Consider the following 17,912-nt stretch of genomic DNA (forward strand, 5'->3'; position numbering starts at 1 on the left):
AACCTATAACTTCCATCAGAGCGCGCGGCATCATAATGATCCCCAGAACAGGAAACAATGATCTGAGTGACGATAAAAACGAATTTTTTTTTGCCCTGCCCCTTGATGCTGGATTGTATGGCCCCATCTTATTTGCAACCGCAGTTGCTGACCGCGGGTAAGTCTGAAATGTCGGGCAGTTGAAAAGCAAAAATTCGCCCGCATATAGGTTAGCAACCTGACCGAATATGAATTTATTAGTGGAGACGTTTAGATGGGCAAAATCATTGGTATCGACCTGGGTACTACCAACTCTTGTGTAGCAATTATGGATGGTGGTAAAGCGCGCGTGCTGGAGAACAGCGAAGGCGATCGTACTACACCTTCGATCATCGCATATACCCAGGATGGTGAAATTCTGGTTGGCCAGCCTGCTAAGCGTCAGGCTGTTACTAACCCACAAAACACCCTGTTTGCGATCAAGCGCCTGATTGGCCGTCGCTTCCAGGATGAAGAAGCACAGCGTGATAAAGACATCATGCCGTACAAAATTGTGGCTGCTGATAACGGCGACGCATGGGTAGAAGTGAAAGGCCAGCGTGTGGCACCACCGCAGATCTCTGCAGAAGTGCTGAAGAAAATGAAGAAAACGGCGGAAGATTACCTGGGTGAACCGGTAACTGAAGCGGTTATCACCGTACCTGCATACTTCAACGACGCACAGCGTCAGGCGACCAAAGACGCCGGCCGTATCGCAGGTCTGGAAGTAAAACGTATCATCAACGAACCGACCGCTGCGGCCCTGGCTTACGGCCTGGACAAAGAAGTCGGCAACCGTACCATCGCGGTTTATGACCTGGGTGGCGGTACTTTCGATATCTCTATTATCGAAATCGACGAAGTTGACGGCGAAAAAACCTTCGAAGTTCTGGCAACCAACGGTGATACCCACCTGGGTGGTGAAGACTTCGACAGCCGCCTGATCAACTATCTGGTGGAAGAGTTCAAGAAAGAACAAGGTTTCGACCTGCGCAACGATCCGTTGGCGATGCAGCGTCTGAAAGAAGCCGCTGAGAAAGCGAAGATTGAACTGTCTTCCGCTCAGCAGACCGACGTAAACCTGCCGTACATTACTGCAGATGCGAGCGGTCCAAAACACATGAACATCAAAGTGACCCGTGCAAAACTCGAGTCGCTGGTAGAAGATCTGGTTGCGCGTTCTATCGAGCCGCTGAAAGTCGCTCTGAAAGACGCAGGCCTGTCGGTTTCCGACATTCAGGACGTGATCCTGGTGGGCGGCCAGACCCGTATGCCAATGGTTCAGAAGAAAGTCGCTGACTTCTTCGGTAAAGAACCGCGTAAAGACGTTAACCCGGACGAAGCCGTTGCGGTGGGTGCTGCGGTACAGGGCGGCGTGTTGGCCGGTGATGTGAAGGACGTTCTGCTGCTGGACGTTACCCCGCTGTCGCTGGGTATCGAAACCATGGGCAGCGTGATGACTCCGCTGATCACCAAAAACACCACCATCCCGACCAAGCACAGCCAGGTGTTCTCTACCGCTGAAGACAACCAGTCTGCGGTAACCATCCACGTGCTGCAGGGTGAGCGTAAACGCGCTAACGATAACAAGTCACTGGGCCAGTTCAATCTGGACGGCATCCAGGCGGCTCCACGCGGTATGGCGCAAATCGAAGTGACCTTCGACATCGACGCCGACGGTATTCTGCACGTGTCTGCCAAAGACAAGAATACTGGCCGTGAGCAGAAGATCACCATCAAGGCTTCTTCTGGTCTGAACGAAGAAGAAATCCAGAAAATGGTGCGCGATGCTGAAGTGAACGCCGAAGCTGACCGTAAGTTCGAAGAGCTGGTGCAGACCCGTAACCAGGCCGACCACCTGATCCACGGTACCCGTAAGCAGTTGGAAGAAGCGGGCGACAAACTGCCGGCGGAAGACAAAACGGCTATCGAAGCGGCGCTGAAAGATCTGGAAGTTGCGGTTAAAGGCGAAGATAAAGCCGAGATCGAAGCTAAGACCCAGGCTCTGGTGCAGGTTTCCGGCAAGCTGCTGGAAATGGCCCAGGCGCAGCAGGCTCAGCAAGGTGCTGATGCCGGTGCTGACAACGCGGCGCAGAAAGATGACGACGTGGTTGACGCTGAGTTCGAAGAAGTTAAAGACAAAAAATAATCGCCCTTAAGCGGGCACGGAACGGCTGAGAGGCCGTTACCGGAAACCAGCACGGGCGTCGAGGCAACTCTACGCCCGTGCACGCATGTTAAGGGTTACAGAAATAATGGCGAAGAAAGACTATTACGAGATTCTCGGCGTCTCCAAGACGGCGGAAGAGCGTGAGATCAAAAAGGCGTATAAACGCCTGGCGATGAAGTACCATCCTGACCGCAACCAGGATCAGGACGCCGAAGCCAGATTTAAAGAGGTCAAGGAAGCGTACGAAGTTCTGACCGACGATCAAAAGCGTGCGGCCTACGATCAATACGGCCATGCGGCGTTTGAACAAGGCGGCATGGGCGGTGGCGGTGGGTTTGGCGGCGGCGGTGCCGACTTCAGCGATATCTTTGGCGACGTATTTGGCGACATCTTCGGTGGTGGCCGCCGTCAACGTGCCAGCCGCGGTTCCGATCTGCGCTACAACATGGAGCTGTCCCTCGAGGAAGCTGTTCGTGGCGTGACCAAAGAGATCCGCATTCCGACGCTGGAAGAGTGTGGTGTTTGTCACGGCAGCGGCGCGAAGCCAGGCAGCTCGCCGGTGACCTGTCCAACCTGTCACGGTCAGGGCCAGGTGCAGATGCGCCAGGGCTTCTTTACCGTGCAGCAGGCCTGTCCGCACTGCCATGGCCGCGGTCAGATCATCAAAGACCCTTGCAACAGCTGCCATGGCCACGGCCGGGTTGAGAAAGCCAAAACGCTGTCGGTGAAAATCCCGGCTGGCGTGGATACCGGTGACCGCATCCGCCTGGCGGGTGAGGGTGAAGCAGGCGAACACGGCGCACCTGCTGGCGATCTGTACGTTCAGGTTCAGGTGAAGGCTCACCCGATCTTCGAGCGTGAAGGCAACAACCTGTACTGTGAAGTACCGATTAACTTCGCGATGGCAGCATTGGGCGGTGAGATCGAAGTGCCGACGCTGGATGGCCGCGTGAAGCTGAAAGTGCCGACAGAAACCCAGACCGGCAAACTGTTCCGCATGCGCGGCAAGGGTGTTAAATCGGTACGTGGCGGTAGCCAGGGCGACCTGCTGTGCCGTGTAGTGGTGGAAACCCCGGTTAACCTGAACGACAAGCAGAAGCAATTGCTGAAGGAACTGGAGGAGAGCCTGGGTGGCCCTTCCGGTGATAAAAACAGTCCGCGTTCGAAAAGTTTCTTCGACGGCGTGAAAAAGTTTTTTGATGACCTGACGCGTTAAGCTTCTGTCTCCGTTAGCGTTCTGCATAACCCCGGTGTCAAAACCGGGGTTTTTTATTGACGTTTATTCACCAATACCCCTATAAAAAATGTGATATATATCGTTAATTGTTCGGTTTTAACGATGTTTAAAGCATTTATAAACGTATTTTATCGAGCTAAATCGCCGTCTATACTCGTTCCATTACTTTGTCTGCGGGGCCCATGTGCTACGCACAGATCTGGAGAGACGTATTGTGACCAACATTATTCGTCAGTTTTTACGTCAGGAGGCCGCGGGCGGTATCATCCTGATAGTCGCCGCGATTATTGCATTGATCATGGCCAATACCCCGGCTCAGGGGATCTATCACGCTTTCCTCAATTTACCGGTCATGGTTAAGGTGTCTTCACTGGAGATTGCCAAGCCGCTGCTGCTGTGGATTAACGATGGCCTGATGGCGATCTTTTTCCTGGTGGTGGGGCTGGAGGTTAAGCGTGAGCTGATGCAAGGTTCATTGGCCGGGCGCGACAAGGCGGTCTTCCCGGCAATTGCCGCGCTGGGCGGCATGCTGGCACCGGCGCTGATTTACCTGATGTTCAACGGCGCGGACGAGGTGACTCGTCAGGGCTGGGCAATCCCGGCGGCGACCGATATTGCGTTTGCCCTCGGGGTGATGGCGCTGTTGGGTAACCGCGTGCCAACCAGCCTGAAGGTGTTCCTGCTGGCGCTGGCGATTATTGATGACCTGGGCGTGATCGTAATTATCGCGCTGTTCTATACCCACGAAGTCTCGATGGCGGCGCTGGGCGTGGCGGCGGCGGCTGTTGCGGTACTGGCGTTTATGAACTGGCGCGGGGTGGGGAAAACCTCACTCTATATGATTGTCGGCCTGGTGCTGTGGGTAGCTATCCTCAAATCCGGGGTGCATGCAACGCTTGCCGGGGTGATCGTCGGTTTTATGATCCCGCTGAACGTGAAGAAAGGCCCGTCGCCTTCAGAAACGTTAGAGCATGAACTGCATCCGTGGGTGGCCTTTATGATCCTGCCGCTGTTTGCTTTCGCTAACGCCGGCGTTTCATTACAGGGCGTGTCGTTGAGCGGGCTGACCTCGCTATTGCCGGTCGGGATCGCGGCGGGTCTGTTTATCGGTAAGCCGTTGGGCATCTTCACCTTTAGCCTGTTGGCAGTGAAGTTGGGGATTGCCAGGTTGCCTGAAGGAATTGGTTTCAAACAGGTGTTTGCCGTTTCTGTGCTCTGTGGTATTGGTTTCACCATGTCGATTTTCATCGCGTCACTGGCGTTTGGTGATGCGGATGTTGCACTAAGCACCTATTCGCGACTGGGGATCCTGATTGGGTCAACTACGGCGGCGGTGGTCGGGTACGCTCTGTTGCGCATGTCGTTACCAAGGGTCAGATAACCCCTTTAGGGTATCCCCTGTTTGCGGGGACACACTACAATAGCTGGTCGGAGCTGCACAGTATAAAATATGTGCAGCTTCGGCCGTTCTGTTTGGGACGAATGCAGCAACAGGTTGTCTGAAACAGGGAAAGGACATTAGTCGCTCGTCACGGTCGAAAGTTCGCCGCGATGAAATGTTAAGGAGAGCACCTCGTGAGGATGTCGCATATCAACTTTAATCACCTTTACTACTTCTGGCAGGTCTGCAAGGAAGGTTCTGTGGTCGGCGCCGCCGAAGCGTTGTTTCTGACGCCTCAGACCATTACTGGTCAGATCAAAGCGCTGGAAGAGCGTTTGGACGGCAAGCTGTTCAAGCGGCAGGGGCGTGGGCTGGTGCCTTCTGAATTGGGGCAGCTGGTGTTCCGCTATGCCGACAAGATGTTTATGCTCAGCCAGGAAATGCTGGATATCGTCAATTATCGCAAGGAATCCAACCTGCTGTTCGACGTAGGGGTGGCGGATGCGTTGTCCAAGCGTTTGGTGAGCCAGGTGCTGGAAACGGCGGTGGTGGTGGATAATGAGCAAATTCACCTGCGTTGCTTTGAGTCGACGCATGAGATGCTGCTGGAGCAGCTCAGCCAGCATAAGCTCGATATGATCCTGTCAGACTGCCCGGTGGACTCCAGCCAGCAGGAAGGGCTGTTTTCACTCAAGCTGGGTGAGTGCGGCATCAGCTTCTTCTGTCGTCAGCCGGCGCCGGACCTGCCGTTCCCCGCCTGCCTGGAACAGCGCAAATTGTTGATCCCTGGCCGACGTTCGATGCTGGGACGTAAATTGCTTAACTGGTTTAACACCCAAGGCATTCAGGTGGAAATCCTGGGCGAGTTTGACGATGCGGCCCTGATGAAAACCTTTGGCATGTACCACAACGCGATCTTCGTTGCTCCGACGCTGTATGCGCAAGATACCTATAACGACGATGACGTGGTGGAGATTGGACGTATTGATAGCGTGCAGGAAGAGTACTACATCATCTTTGCCGAGCGCATGATCCAGCATCCGGCGGTACAGCGGGTGTGCAACAAGGACTTCTCTGCGCTGTTTGCCTACTAGACCGGGTAGCGCAGACGTAAAAAAACCGGCCTGAGCCGGTTTTTTTTCAAGCAGACAACACGATGCTTATTACAAAGCGTTGATGCGCGCCGACAGGTTTGACTTATGGCGTGCTGCTTTGTTTTTGTGGATCAGGCCTTTAGCAGCCTTGCGGTCCACGATTGGTTTCATTACAGCGTAAGCAGCTTGCGCAGCTTCTTTGTCGCCAGTGGCGATAGCAGCTTCTACTTTCTTGATGTAGGTACGCATCATTGAGCGGCCGCTAGCGTTATGCTTACGACGCTTCTCAGACTGTACGGCGCGCTTCTTAGCTGATTTGATATTAGCCAAGGTCCAACTCCCAAATATATTCTATTGAGGACAATTCGAAGGCCGAGGAATATGCCCTTTTAGCCTGCGTTTGTCAATGAATTTGTGCAAATAAGCGCCGTTTGTACGGGCGGCACTTGCTACGTTGTGATGGCGCAGGATTTTACCAGCTTCGGTCATGGGAATACAGTCTTTCGCGAGAAAATTCACCAATGATTTGCCACGGTGGTCGCAACCCATTGGCCGCAGTCGGTAATCACCCGGATGACGCCGGATAAACTGCGGTTAGGGCGTTTCACCTGCAGATTATCTCCGGTATGGTATGTCTATTACATAAAGGCACCAATCGCGGGTTAACCTTAACCGCTGTACAAGGTATAATCCGGCGATTTCCACTGTTTTGAGCCAGCTATGGAGCTAATTCGCGGCATTCACAATATCCGGGCACGCCACCATGGTTGCGTGCTCACCATCGGCAACTTTGACGGCGTACACCGCGGTCACCAAGCGTTGCTGGAGCAGCTGAAACAAGAGGGGCAACGCCTCGGGCTGCCAGTGATGGTCATGATCTTTGAGCCGCAGCCGCTGGAAATGTTTGCAGCGGACAAGGCACCGGCCCGTCTCACGCGTTTGCGTGACAAGGCTAAATACCTGGCGCAGGCGGGGGTTGATTACCTGCTGTGCGTCAAGTTTGATCCGCGTTTTGCCGCCAACACGGCACAGGCGTTCGTCGCCGACCTGCTGGTGGAAAAACTGGGCGTGAAATTCCTGATGGTCGGGGATGATTTTCGCTTTGGCGCTACCCGCCAGGGCGATTTTCCGCTATTGCAAAAAGCCGGGAAGGAATATGGCTTTGAAGTGATCAGCACGCCGACCTTCCGCGAGGGCGATCAACGCATCAGCAGCACGGCGATCCGCAATGCGCTGCGCGATGACGACCTGGCGCAGGCGGAGACGCTGCTGGGCCACCCGTACAGCATTTCTGGTCGGGTGGTGCACGGCGATGAGCTGGGTCGCACCATCGGCTTCCCGACCGCCAACCTGCCGCTGAAGCGCCTGGTTGCCCCGGTGAAAGGGGTTTATGCGGTAGAAGTTTATGGTCTGGGGCCTGAGCCGCTCCCTGGCGTAGCCAATATCGGCACGCGCCCAACCGTTGCCGGTGTGCGTCAGCAGCTGGAAGTCCACCTGCTGGATGTCACAATGGATCTTTACGGGCGCCATATAGACGTGGTGCTCCGCGCGAAATTGCGCAATGAACAGCGTTTTGCTTCGCTCGATGCCCTGAAGCAGCAAATCGCCAATGATGTGGTGACGGCCCGAAAGTTCTTCGGGTTAAAAACACTGGTTTAATCGTTTACCCTAAACACTTCGAGTGGCATCGTGGCGGCAACCGCGCGAACCCCGATGAGCTTGCACAGGCAAGTGATTCGGGTAAGAAAGGGCAGCCAACAAAGATGCAGCTTGAAGTGTGACGGGTAAATAGCCGAAAACGGAAACGAGAATCTCATGAGTGACTACAAGAATACCCTGAACTTGCCGGAAACAGGGTTCCCGATGCGCGGCGATCTGGCCAAGCGTGAACCTGGCATGCTGCAACGTTGGTATGAACAGGATCTGTACGGGATTATTCGTACTGCCAAAAAGGGCAAAAAATCCTTCATTTTGCATGACGGCCCTCCGTATGCGAACGGCAGCATTCACATTGGTCACTCGGTTAACAAGATTCTCAAAGACATTATTATCAAGTCGAAAGGGATGTCCGGCTTCGACTCGCCTTACGTTCCGGGTTGGGACTGCCATGGCCTGCCGATCGAACTGAAAGTTGAGCAACTGTACGGCAAACCGGGTGAGAAACTCACCGCCGCGGAATTCCGTGTGAAGTGCCGTGAGTACGCCGCTGAGCAGGTTGAAGGCCAGAAAAAAGACTTTATCCGTCTGGGCGTGTTGGGCGACTGGGATCACCCGTACCTGACCATGGACTTCAAAACCGAAGCCAATATCATCCGCGCGTTGGGCAAAATCATCGACAACGGCCACCTGCTGAAAGGCGCCAAGCCGGTGCACTGGTGTACCGACTGCCGCTCTTCGCTGGCGGAAGCGGAAGTGGAATATTACGACAAGACTTCGCCGTCGATCGATGTGGCTTTCCACGCGGTTGACGCGGCTGCCGTGGCGGCCAAATTTGGCGTCACCAGCTTCAACGGCCCGGTTTCTCTGGTGATCTGGACCACCACGCCATGGACCTTGCCGGCTAACCGCGCGATCTCTTTGCACCCTGAATTTGCTTATCAACTGGTGCAGGTCGAAGGCCAGTGCCTGATCCTGGCCGCTGAGCTGGTAGAAAGCGTGATGAAGCGCGCCGGTATCAGCTCATGGACCGTGCTGGGCAGCTGCAAAGGCGCCGATCTGGAGTTGATGCGTTTCGAACACCCGTTCATGGGCTTCGACGTACCGGCGATCATGGGCGAACACGTCACGCTGGATGCCGGTACCGGTGCGGTCCATACCGCCGGTGGCCACGGTCCGGATGACTTTGTCATCAGCCAGAAATACGGTCTGGAGATTGCCAACCCGGTAGGGCCAAACGGCTGCTACCTGACCGGCACTCATCCGTTGCTGGACGGCAAGTTTGTCTTCAAGGCCAACGATCTGATCGTAGACCTGCTGCGTGAGAAAGGCGCACTGTTGCACGTTGAAAAACTGGTTCACAGCTATCCATGCTGCTGGCGCCACAAAACGCCGATCATCTTCCGCGCAACGCCACAGTGGTTCATCAGCATGGACCAGAAAGGCCTGCGTCAGCAGTCGCTGGAAGAGATCAAAGGCGTGCAGTGGATCCCGGAATGGGGCCAGGCACGTATCGAAACCATGGTGGCCAATCGCCCGGACTGGTGTATTTCGCGTCAGCGTACCTGGGGCGTGCCGATGTCGCTGTTTGTGCACAAAGACACTGAACAACTGCACCCACGCAGCGTTGAGCTGATGGAAGAAGTGGCGAAGCGCGTTGAGCAAGACGGTATTCAAGCCTGGTGGGATCTGGACGCTGCCGATATTCTCGGCGCGGATGCTGCCGACTACGTCAAAGTGCCAGACACCCTGGACGTGTGGTTCGACTCCGGTTCTACCCACTCTTCCGTGGTTGACGTGCGTCCGGAATTCCAGGGCCAAGGTGCAGACATGTATCTGGAAGGCTCCGATCAGCACCGCGGCTGGTTTATGTCATCGTTGATGATTTCCACCGCGATGAAGGGCAAGGCGCCATACAAAGAAGTGCTGACCCACGGTTTCACCGTTGACGGTCAGGGCCGCAAGATGTCCAAGTCCATCGGCAACACCGTCAGTCCACAAGACGTGATGAACAAGCTGGGTGGCGACATCCTGCGCCTGTGGGTGGCGTCTACCGACTACACCGGTGAAATCGCGGTGTCCGACGAGATCCTCAAGCGTTCTGCCGATTCTTATCGTCGTATCCGTAACACCGCGCGTTTCCTGTTGGCCAACCTGAACGGGTTTGAGCCAAGCACCGATTGCGTGGCCCCGGAAGACATGGTGGTACTGGATCGCTGGGCGGTGGGCCGTGCACTGGCGGCGCAGAAGGATATCGAACAGGCTTACGCCAACTATGACTTCCATGAAGTGGTGCAGCGCCTGATGCAGTTCTGCTCGGTCGAGATGGGCTCCTTCTATCTGGATATCATCAAGGATCGTCAGTACACCGCGAAGAGCGACAGCGTTGCTCGCCGCAGCTGCCAGACCGCATTGTTCCACATCGCGGAAGCGCTGGTTCGCTGGATGGCGCCGATCATGTCGTTCACCGCCGATGAAATCTGGAGCTTCCTGCCAGGCAAACGTGCGCAGTACGTGTTCACTGAAGAATGGTACGACGGTCTCTTCGGTTTGGCCGAAGGTGAAGGTATGAACGACGCCTTCTGGGCCGAGCTGCTGAAAGTGCGCGGCGAAGTGAACAAGGTGCTGGAACAGGCACGTGCCGACAAACGGCTGGGGGGTTCTCTGGAAGCGGCGGTCACGCTGTATGCCGACACCGAACTGGCCGAACGTCTTAACAGTCTGCAGGATGAGCTGCGCTTTGTGTTGCTGACCTCGGCGGCGCGCGTTGCTCCACTGGCCGATGCGCCGGCGGATGCACAAACAGCAGAATTGGTGAAAGGTCTGAAAATTGCCTTCAGCACCGCAGAAGGTGAGAAGTGCCCGCGCTGCTGGCATTACACCACCGATATCGGCCTGGTGGCGGAGCATGCAGATCTTTGCGGCCGCTGTGTGATCAACGTAGCCGGTGACGGCGAAAAGCGTAAGTTTGCCTAAATGAGTAAACCAATCTGTTCGACCGGTCTGCGCTGGCTGTGGCTGGTGGTGGTGGTGTTGGTACTGGATTTCGCCAGCAAACAGTGGATCCTCGGTAACTTTGTGCTGGGCCAGTCCCAGCCGCTGATCCCGTCGTTCAATCTGTTTTATGCGCGCAACTACGGCGCCGCCTTCAGCTTCCTCGCCGATCACGGCGGCTGGCAGCGCTGGTTCTTTGCCGGCATCGCCGTCGCTATCGTTGCGGTGCTGTTGGTGATGATGTACCGCAGTCAGGCACAGCAAAAGCTGAACAATATTGCCTATGCTTTTATCATCGGCGGGGCGCTCGGCAACCTGTTCGATCGCCTGTGGCACGGGTTCGTGGTCGATTTCATCGACTTCTACGTAGGCGACTGGCACTACCCGACCTTCAACCTGGCGGATAGCTTTATCTGCGTGGGGGCGGCGATGATCGTGTTGGAAGGCTTCTTGTCGCCGGCGAGCAAAAGCGCAAAGAGTAAAGGTGAGTAATATGACGGCTCAGGTTAACGGTAGCAGCGCAGTGCTGGTTCACTTCACGCTGAAACTGGAAGACGGTTCAACCGCAGAATCTACCCGCAGCAGCGGCAAACCGGCGCTGTTCCGTCTGGGTGACGGCAGCCTCTCGGCACCGCTGGAAGCGGAGTTGATTGGCCTGCGTGCGGGCGACAAGTGCGCCTTTACCTTGCAGCCGGAAGCCGCATTCGGTGCAGAGAACCCGGACCTGGTCCAGTACTTCTCACGTCGCGATTTCGCGGAGACTGGGGTACCGGATGTGGGCACCATCATGCTGTTTACCGCCGTCGACGGCAGTGAAATGCCGGGCGTGGTGCGTGAAGTGGCGGAAGATTCGATTACCGTTGATTTCAACCATCCGCTGGCGGGCCATCCGGTGAGCTTCGATATTGAAGTGCTGGAGATTGATCCCGTGCAGGAGGAGACGCATGCAAATATTGCTGGCTAACCCACGTGGCTTCTGCGCCGGGGTTGATCGTGCGATCAGTATAGTAGAGCGCGCACTGGAAATTTACGGTGCGCCTATCTATGTACGCCACGAAGTGGTGCATAACCGCTATGTGGTGGACAGCCTGCGCGAGCGCGGGGCGGTGTTTATTGAGGAGATCGGTGAAGTGCCGGATGGGTCGATTCTGATCTTTTCGGCGCACGGGGTTTCCCAAGCGGTACGGGCGGAAGCCAAGGCGCGCGATCTGACCATGCTGTTTGACGCAACTTGTCCGCTGGTAACCAAAGTGCATATGGAGGTGGCGCGCGCCAGCCGTCGTGGCACTGAGGCGATCCTGATTGGCCATGCCGGCCACCCGGAGGTGGAAGGCACCATGGGCCAGTACAGCAACCCGAAGGGGGGCATGTATCTGGTTGAGTCGCCGGACGACGTGTGGAAGCTGCAGGTGAAGGATGAAAGCAACCTGTGCTTTATGACGCAAACCACGCTGTCGGTGGATGACACTTCTGACGTGATCGACGCCTTGCGCAAGCGCTTCCCGAGCATCATCGGGCCACGTAAGGACGACATCTGCTATGCCACGACCAACCGCCAGGAAGCGGTACGGAACCTGGCCGGGGATGCGGACGTGGTGTTAGTGGTGGGCTCGAAGAACTCATCCAACTCCAACCGTCTGGCTGAATTGGCTCAGCGCGTTGGCAAGCCGGCCTACCTGATCGATTCCGCCGCGGATATTCAGGAAGCCTGGCTGAAGAACGCGAGTAACATCGGCGTTACCGCCGGTGCGTCCGCCCCTGACGTGCTGGTACAGGACGTGATCGCTCGTCTGAAAGCCTTGGGCGGCCTTAACGTCCATGAAGTCAGCGGCCGTGAAGAGAATATCGTGTTTGAAGTGCCAAAAGAGCTGCGGGTCGATATCCGGCAGGTTGACTAGGCCACAGTGGTAAATAAATGAACGGGGAGCTTAGGCTCCCCGTTTTGCATTTGTGGATCGGGGGACGGGGGGCAATATTAGATCGAGAGGAAGGAATAGGATGTAATTCAAATTTTCTGTTATTTAAAGTCAAATTTGTTCTGACAATTTGAATTAATGAAAAATGAAGTGCTTATATAGGCAGTAATAAAGTTATTAAGACTAATATCATTAGTCTGCAATCTAAATAAAGTCTGGTGTTGGTCAGCAAAGGGCTGAAAGGTTAAATAACTAAATTAATTGTCGTTGCAGACACTGTTTATTTAATTAAGTTCGAAACTGGTTTAAAGAATTTTTCTCCTTTTGCTGCAGATGGATTTTCATATGCTCAAGCAAACGGCGAACTTTTAAAGGTTGGCTGTCCCGTCGCGGCATAATTGCATAGCAATTAATCTCTGGTAATCGCCATTCAGGCAGGATTTCCACCAAATCGCCATTGTGTAATTCACGCTCAACATTGACAAAGAAATTACGGATGATCCCTTTGCCCGCCAGCGCCAGTTCTTTCATGGCCATACCGTTATTGGTAAATAGACGCCCGGTCATTCGTAGCCGATGTTCATCGCCGTTGTGGTGGAGCAGGCGAACAAATTGCGGGTTGCCCAAGGGGGTAAAAGTCACCCATTGATGCCGGGTTAACGCTTGTGGGCTCTCGGGAATACCATGTCCCGCAAGGTAGGCTGGTGATGCACATAATACCTCACGAAAGCGCGCAAGGCGGGTTGAAACGTAACTGGAATCAGCCAACACACCGCCACGGATCGCCAGATCAATACGCTGGCCTATCAGGTCGATTTTCTCGTCGTGGATCTCCAGCCTCAGCGTGATGCGCGGGTGTTCATCAAGGAAGCTTTGCAGTGCAGGCACCAGATAGTGGGTGGCGAACTCAGTGGATGTGGCAACGCGTAGCTCCCCACTCAGCTCACCGCGCAGGGCGGCGATACGTTGTTGACCGCGCTCAGCAGCATGCAGCATCAAAACGCAATCTTCATAAAAACAGAGCCCGGCCTCGGTCAGGCTCAGTGAGCGAGTAGAACGCAGAAGTAATTGAATGCCGAGCTCGTTTTCCAACAGGCGGATATGCTGGCTGACGGCAGAGGTGGTAATGCCTAATTCCTTGGCTGCCATGCTGAATGCGCCGCAATCGACAACTTTAGAAAAAATGGCCATGCGTTTTAGAATATTACTCATAGTTTGTTAAGTTCAACTTAACCAAGATTGTTAATTATACGGGCTAATAATATAGCACCATCTCTTCTATATTGCCTGAAGCAGATAAATCTCAGCAGTGAGTATTATTCCCTGGTGATGCCTCTTTTTTCGAAAAGTCTTATTGCGTTTGTGAATAAATCACCTGCGCCATAATCTGAACAGGAGTTAATTGTGGACAGTGCCCGTATTGAAAAAATATCGTTAAAGATCCTTCATGAGCTATTGCAATATCGGCGTCGTTTTCCAGGAATGGAAACATCAAACTCCGAGGAAGAGCTGCTCGTCACTCAGGTGCAATTGCCGCGCATCCGGGCATTCATTGAACAACAACGGCGGATTGAGTTTGTACTGCCGGCCTTTCCGACAAAATCACCCAATACTAATAAGGTGATCGGTGCGGTACCCGATATGGCGGAACGCTTATCGTTGATATTCCTTAATTCCCTCTGCCAGCGTATTCAGCTTTATTATCCGCCGGGTGCGCATATTGTCATCTGTTCGGATGGTCATGTCTTCGGCGATTTAATCCGCGTCAGTGACGATGCCATCAACCACTATCAGCGCGAAATTGAAACTCTGCTGCATGAGGTTGGGGCCACGCACCTGAGCGTGTTCAACCTGGGGGATGTGGAAGGGCTGGCGGAACACACCGACGACTACGACTTACTGCGCCAGTTGCTGGTCGACGGTTATGCCGAATCGGAGTCGGCAATCAAACAACAGCTGATGGAAAGCGAGCAGGGGCTGCAACTGTACCGCGCCATTACCCGCTTCCTGTATGAAGACAGTCAACTGCCGGGCTACAGCGGCTCGAATGCCGCGTTGCAGAAAGACGCCAAGCTGCGTGCCTGCGGCGTGATCCAACGCAGCTGGGCCTGGGGTAATTTGCTGGCTCAGCATTTTCCGGCGGCGATCCGCTTGTCGATCCACCCGCAGCCTGCCGACAGTCTAAAAATAGGCATTCATATGATGCCAACCAAGGACGACTGGTTGACACCGTGGCACGGCGTCGCGGCCAACGTCAACGGACAGTTCGTACTGATGAAACGCAAAGACGCTCAGGAGTTAGAGGGCGAATTGGTGGCGATCCGCGGTACGCCAAGCCATTACCTGATTGAACAACCTCAAGTGGTGTAACGCGCCACCTTACGCCCGCTATCTTGGCGAGCGTCTTTTAACGGCACGGTTGCCGTGTGAGCAGCAAATTTGCTTCAAGGAGAGTCACCGATGGACAATCAACAATTGAACTGCCGTATTGAACTCAATAGCCCCTTTGGCGCCGTATTGACCCCCGAACACCCGGGGCAATCCATCAGCGAGCTGCCGGTAGCGGCGCTGCGGACGTTGGCACAGCAGCATCACCTGTTGGTGCTGCGCGGCTTCGATTCGGGTTTTACCGATCCGCGGGTATTGACCCGTTATGCCGGCAATTGGGGTGAGATCATGATGTGGCCCTTCGGCGCGGTGCTGGATGTGAAAGAACATCCAGACGCCAAGGACCATATTTTCGACAGCAGCTATGTGCCGCTGCACTGGGACGGCATGTATAAACCGACCATCCCGGAATTCCAGCTGTTTCACTGTGTAGCCGCGCCCTCGCAGGATGAAGGCGGTTGCACTACCTTTGTCGATACTACGCGCCTGCTGGCCAATGCCGATGAGTCGCAGCTGGCTCAGTGGCTGACGGTGTCTATCTCATACCGTATCAAGCAGGTGGTGCACTACGGTGGTGAGGTGTGTTCGCCGCTGGTGGTGACGCACCCGAGCGGTAGTGGGCTGATCATGCGCTACAACGAACCGCCGACAGAAGGGAAGAAATTCCTCAACCAGCATGCGCTGGAATATCACGGGGTGCCGGAAGATCAGCAGGAAGCGTTCCATCAGACTCTGCAGCAGCATCTCTACGATCCGCGCCACTATTACGCCCACCAGTGGCAGCAGGGTGATGTGGTGATCGCAGATAACTTCTCGCTGCTGCACGGGCGTGAAGGCTTTACCGCCCGCTCGGCCCGCCATTTACAACGGGTTCATATACAGAGCAACCCGGTGTGCGCCAATCTGGCGCTGAAACCGGCCAACGCAGAGGCTTAAGAGTTATGGCACGTATTCTGATGACCGCCGTGGCAACGCCCGGTCACGTTTACCCGATGCTGGGCATTGCCCGGCACCTGATTGCGCAAGGGCACCAGGTTCGGGTGATGACCGGCGCGTTGTTCCGTGAACGTGCGGAGGCGATAGGGGCGAAGTTTGTTGCCTTCGATCCCAAGGTCGATTTCGACTATCGCTATCTCGAGGAACACTTTCCTGAACGCGCTGCACTGCCGCCGGGCAATGTGCAGATGGCGCTGGCGTTGAAAGACTTTTTCGCCGCTCCAATCCCGTTGCTGAATCAACAGTTGCGTACGGTGATCGCCGCCGAGGCTACCGATCTGCTGATGGTGGAAAACTGTTTCTACGGGGTATTGCCGCTGCTGCAGGCGGAAGAACGCCCTCCGGTTATCGGTATCGGCGTAACGCCGCTGTCATTCTCGTCTGAAGATTCCATCTTCTACGGGCCGCGCATTCCTCCGGCGCTGTTGCCGCGGGAGCTACGTCGTGAACAGCTGGTGGATGACGCCACGCGTGCCTTGATTGATGAGGTGCAGCAGAGTTTTGACGCCGCGATGACGCAATCCGGTGGCAGGCCGTTGCACCAACCCTTTAGCGATGCCTTGATCGGCGGTTGCGATCGTTTCTTGCAACTGGCGACCCCTGCGCTGGAATATCGGCGTGACGATTTGCCCGCCGGCGTGCGATTTATTGGCCCGTTGCGCAGCGCACCGATGCAACAGTCGAGCGAAGCCCTCTGGGATGAGACGGACCAACGGCCGCTGGTGATTGTCAGCCAGGGCACGTTGGCGAATGTCGATCTGCATCAGTTGATAGTTCCGACGCTGAAGGCGTTGGCACAGTTACCGGTACGGGTGCTGGCGACCACCGGGGGGCGTTCGGTCGACGGGCTGTTGGATCGGTTGCCGGACAATGCCAGAGTGCGAGAGTTTATCTCTTTCGAACACTGGTTGCCGCAGGCCGCAGTGCTGATCACCAACGGCGGTTACGGTTCGATCAACTACGCGTTGGATCAGGGCGTGCCGTTGATTATTGCCGGTACCGGCGAGGACAAGCTCGAGGCGGCTGCTCGGGTGGTGGCAGCTGGCTGCGGCATTAATCTGCACACCAGCAATCCGGACGAATCGCAGCTGCGTCATGCCGTGCAGCAGATCCTGACGCAACCGGCCTACCGACAGCACGCGGCATGGGTTCAGGCCGATTACGCCTGCCATGATGCGCTGGCGACTATTGCCGAAGAGGTGGCGGCGTTAACCGCTTGAGTCGCTTTTATCACGGGGGCTTCGGCCCCCTCTTTGTGTCTTCCGCTATCGGTCGTCGTCTTGCATAATGGCACTGCGTCCCCCATCCATCACAATTGTGGTGCCGGCGATAAATCCCGCACCATCGCTGGCAAGAAACAGGCATAAATCACCGACTTCCTCGGGGCGGCCAAGGCGACCGACCGGATGTTTCTTAACGGTTTTCTCTCGTGCCAGTTTGGCGTCAGTATGGGCGTCGAACCAGGCCTGATTGCCTTCGGTATCAATAAAGCCAGGGGCAATACCCAGCGTGCGGATCGTCGGACCCCACTCGATAGTCAGACTCTGCACCAGCGATAAGAGTGCCCGTTTGCTGATGTTGTAGGGCGCACAGCCAGGCATGGTGGAAAATGCGTGGTTGGAGGTGATCACCAGGATCACGCCATGGCTTTTGGTCAATGCCGGGCGGGCGCATTTCGCCAGATACCAGTGCGAGCGCAGGTTGAGATCGAAATTGTGGGTCCAGTCTTCTTCTTCGCAATCAATGCCTTTGAAGACGTTTTTCCCAGCGTTGGAAACCACGATGTCGATGCGTCCGCATTGTTGTTCAGCATTCGCGACAAAGCGTTTAATGTCGGCGGTCTGGGTGACGTCGACCGAAGAATAGAAAAAATGCTGTGGGTAATCGGCCAATAATTGTCGGGCCTGCGGCGCATTTTCCAGGCTGGGATAGGCGCAACCCATCACGGTATCGCCGTTAGCGAGAAAGGTTTTGGCGATAGCCAGCCCTATGCCCTGACTGGCGCCAGTGACGATGGCTACACGCCCGGATTGGTGGGGTAGCATATAGACCTCCGAAAGGG

The 17,912-nt window shown here is 55.3% G+C and carries 15 protein-coding genes; 12 read left to right on the forward strand and 3 right to left on the reverse strand.

The window, feature by feature from the left end:
- The first annotated feature begins 253 nt into the window (after positions 1-253).
- The 4 genes from dnaK (at position 254) to nhaR (ending at position 5,900) form a co-directional block, all read left to right on the forward strand.
- The gene (gene dnaK, locus AC1RKG_RS16000; RefSeq protein WP_020825147.1) at positions 254-2,167 is read left to right on the forward strand and encodes a molecular chaperone DnaK; all 1,914 of its coding nucleotides are present in this window, start codon (positions 254-256) and stop codon (positions 2,165-2,167) included.
- Positions 2,168-2,273: 106 nt separating this feature from the next.
- Positions 2,274-3,404, forward strand: a complete 1,131-nt coding sequence (dnaJ, locus tag AC1RKG_RS16005) for a molecular chaperone DnaJ (RefSeq protein WP_020825148.1) — start codon at positions 2,274-2,276, stop codon at positions 3,402-3,404.
- A 235-nt stretch (positions 3,405-3,639) separates the two neighbouring features.
- Positions 3,640-4,806, forward strand: coding sequence for a Na+/H+ antiporter NhaA (gene nhaA / locus AC1RKG_RS16010; RefSeq protein ID WP_122077100.1), 1,167 nt, complete (start codon positions 3,640-3,642; stop codon positions 4,804-4,806).
- Positions 4,807-5,000: 194 nt separating this feature from the next.
- A complete protein-coding gene (gene nhaR / locus AC1RKG_RS16015; RefSeq protein WP_004950031.1) occupies positions 5,001-5,900 on the forward strand; it encodes a transcriptional activator NhaR in 900 nt (299 codons plus the stop codon).
- A gap of 69 nt (positions 5,901-5,969) precedes the next feature.
- Here nhaR and rpsT read toward each other — a convergent pair whose 3' ends face one another.
- Positions 5,970-6,230: a 30S ribosomal protein S20 gene (rpsT, locus tag AC1RKG_RS16020; RefSeq protein ID WP_012005147.1), complete on the reverse strand. Its 261-nt coding sequence runs from the start codon at positions 6,228-6,230 to the stop codon at positions 5,970-5,972.
- Between the two features lie 390 nt (positions 6,231-6,620).
- Here rpsT and ribF point away from each other — a divergent pair, with 390 nt between their 5' ends.
- The 5 genes from ribF to ispH all read left to right on the forward strand — a co-directional run bounded on the left by ribF (position 6,621) and on the right by ispH (position 12,448).
- Positions 6,621-7,559: a bifunctional riboflavin kinase/FAD synthetase gene (ribF, locus tag AC1RKG_RS16025; protein WP_020825150.1), complete on the forward strand. Its 939-nt coding sequence runs from the start codon at positions 6,621-6,623 to the stop codon at positions 7,557-7,559.
- Between the two features lie 156 nt (positions 7,560-7,715).
- Complete coding sequence (ileS, locus tag AC1RKG_RS16030; protein WP_493183475.1) at positions 7,716-10,532, forward strand: isoleucine--tRNA ligase; 2,817 nt, start codon at positions 7,716-7,718, stop codon at positions 10,530-10,532.
- Positions 10,533-11,042 (forward strand): signal peptidase II, encoded by a 510-nt coding sequence (gene lspA, locus AC1RKG_RS16035; protein ID WP_020825152.1) that lies wholly within the window; start codon positions 10,533-10,535, stop codon positions 11,040-11,042.
- Position 11,043: 1 nt separating this feature from the next.
- Complete coding sequence (gene fkpB / locus AC1RKG_RS16040) at positions 11,044-11,514, forward strand: FKBP-type peptidyl-prolyl cis-trans isomerase (protein WP_046374547.1); 471 nt, start codon at positions 11,044-11,046, stop codon at positions 11,512-11,514.
- Positions 11,495-12,448, forward strand: a complete 954-nt coding sequence (ispH, locus tag AC1RKG_RS16045) for a 4-hydroxy-3-methylbut-2-enyl diphosphate reductase (protein WP_020825154.1) — start codon at positions 11,495-11,497, stop codon at positions 12,446-12,448. The genes fkpB and ispH overlap by 20 nt, the downstream gene beginning before the upstream one ends.
- Positions 12,449-12,754: 306 nt before the next feature.
- Here ispH and AC1RKG_RS16050 read toward each other — a convergent pair whose 3' ends face one another.
- Entirely contained in the window at positions 12,755-13,678 is a 924-nt protein-coding gene (locus tag AC1RKG_RS16050; RefSeq protein WP_115060160.1) for a LysR family transcriptional regulator, read from the reverse strand.
- A gap of 192 nt (positions 13,679-13,870) precedes the next feature.
- Between AC1RKG_RS16050 and pvcA the strand changes: the two genes are divergently transcribed.
- The 3 genes from pvcA (at position 13,871) to AC1RKG_RS16065 (ending at position 17,070) form a co-directional block, all read left to right on the forward strand.
- Positions 13,871-14,836, forward strand: a complete 966-nt coding sequence (pvcA, locus tag AC1RKG_RS16055) for an L-tyrosine isonitrile synthase (RefSeq protein ID WP_128865026.1) — start codon at positions 13,871-13,873, stop codon at positions 14,834-14,836.
- Between the two features lie 90 nt (positions 14,837-14,926).
- On the forward strand, positions 14,927-15,790 hold the full coding sequence (locus AC1RKG_RS16060) for a TauD/TfdA dioxygenase family protein (protein ID WP_128865025.1): 864 nt from the start codon (positions 14,927-14,929) through the stop codon (positions 15,788-15,790).
- 20 nt (positions 15,791-15,810) lie between these two features.
- Positions 15,811-17,070: a glycosyltransferase gene (locus AC1RKG_RS16065; RefSeq protein ID WP_493183506.1), complete on the forward strand. Its 1,260-nt coding sequence runs from the start codon at positions 15,811-15,813 to the stop codon at positions 17,068-17,070.
- Positions 17,071-17,115: 45 nt separating this feature from the next.
- Here the strand turns inward: AC1RKG_RS16065 and AC1RKG_RS16070 are convergent, their stop codons facing one another.
- Positions 17,116-17,895, reverse strand: coding sequence for an SDR family NAD(P)-dependent oxidoreductase (locus AC1RKG_RS16070; RefSeq protein WP_493183476.1), 780 nt, complete (start codon positions 17,893-17,895; stop codon positions 17,116-17,118).
- Between the last annotated feature and the right edge of the window lie 17 nt (positions 17,896-17,912).

This window comes from Serratia sp. GW822-FHT06D09 (assembly GCF_058799515.1).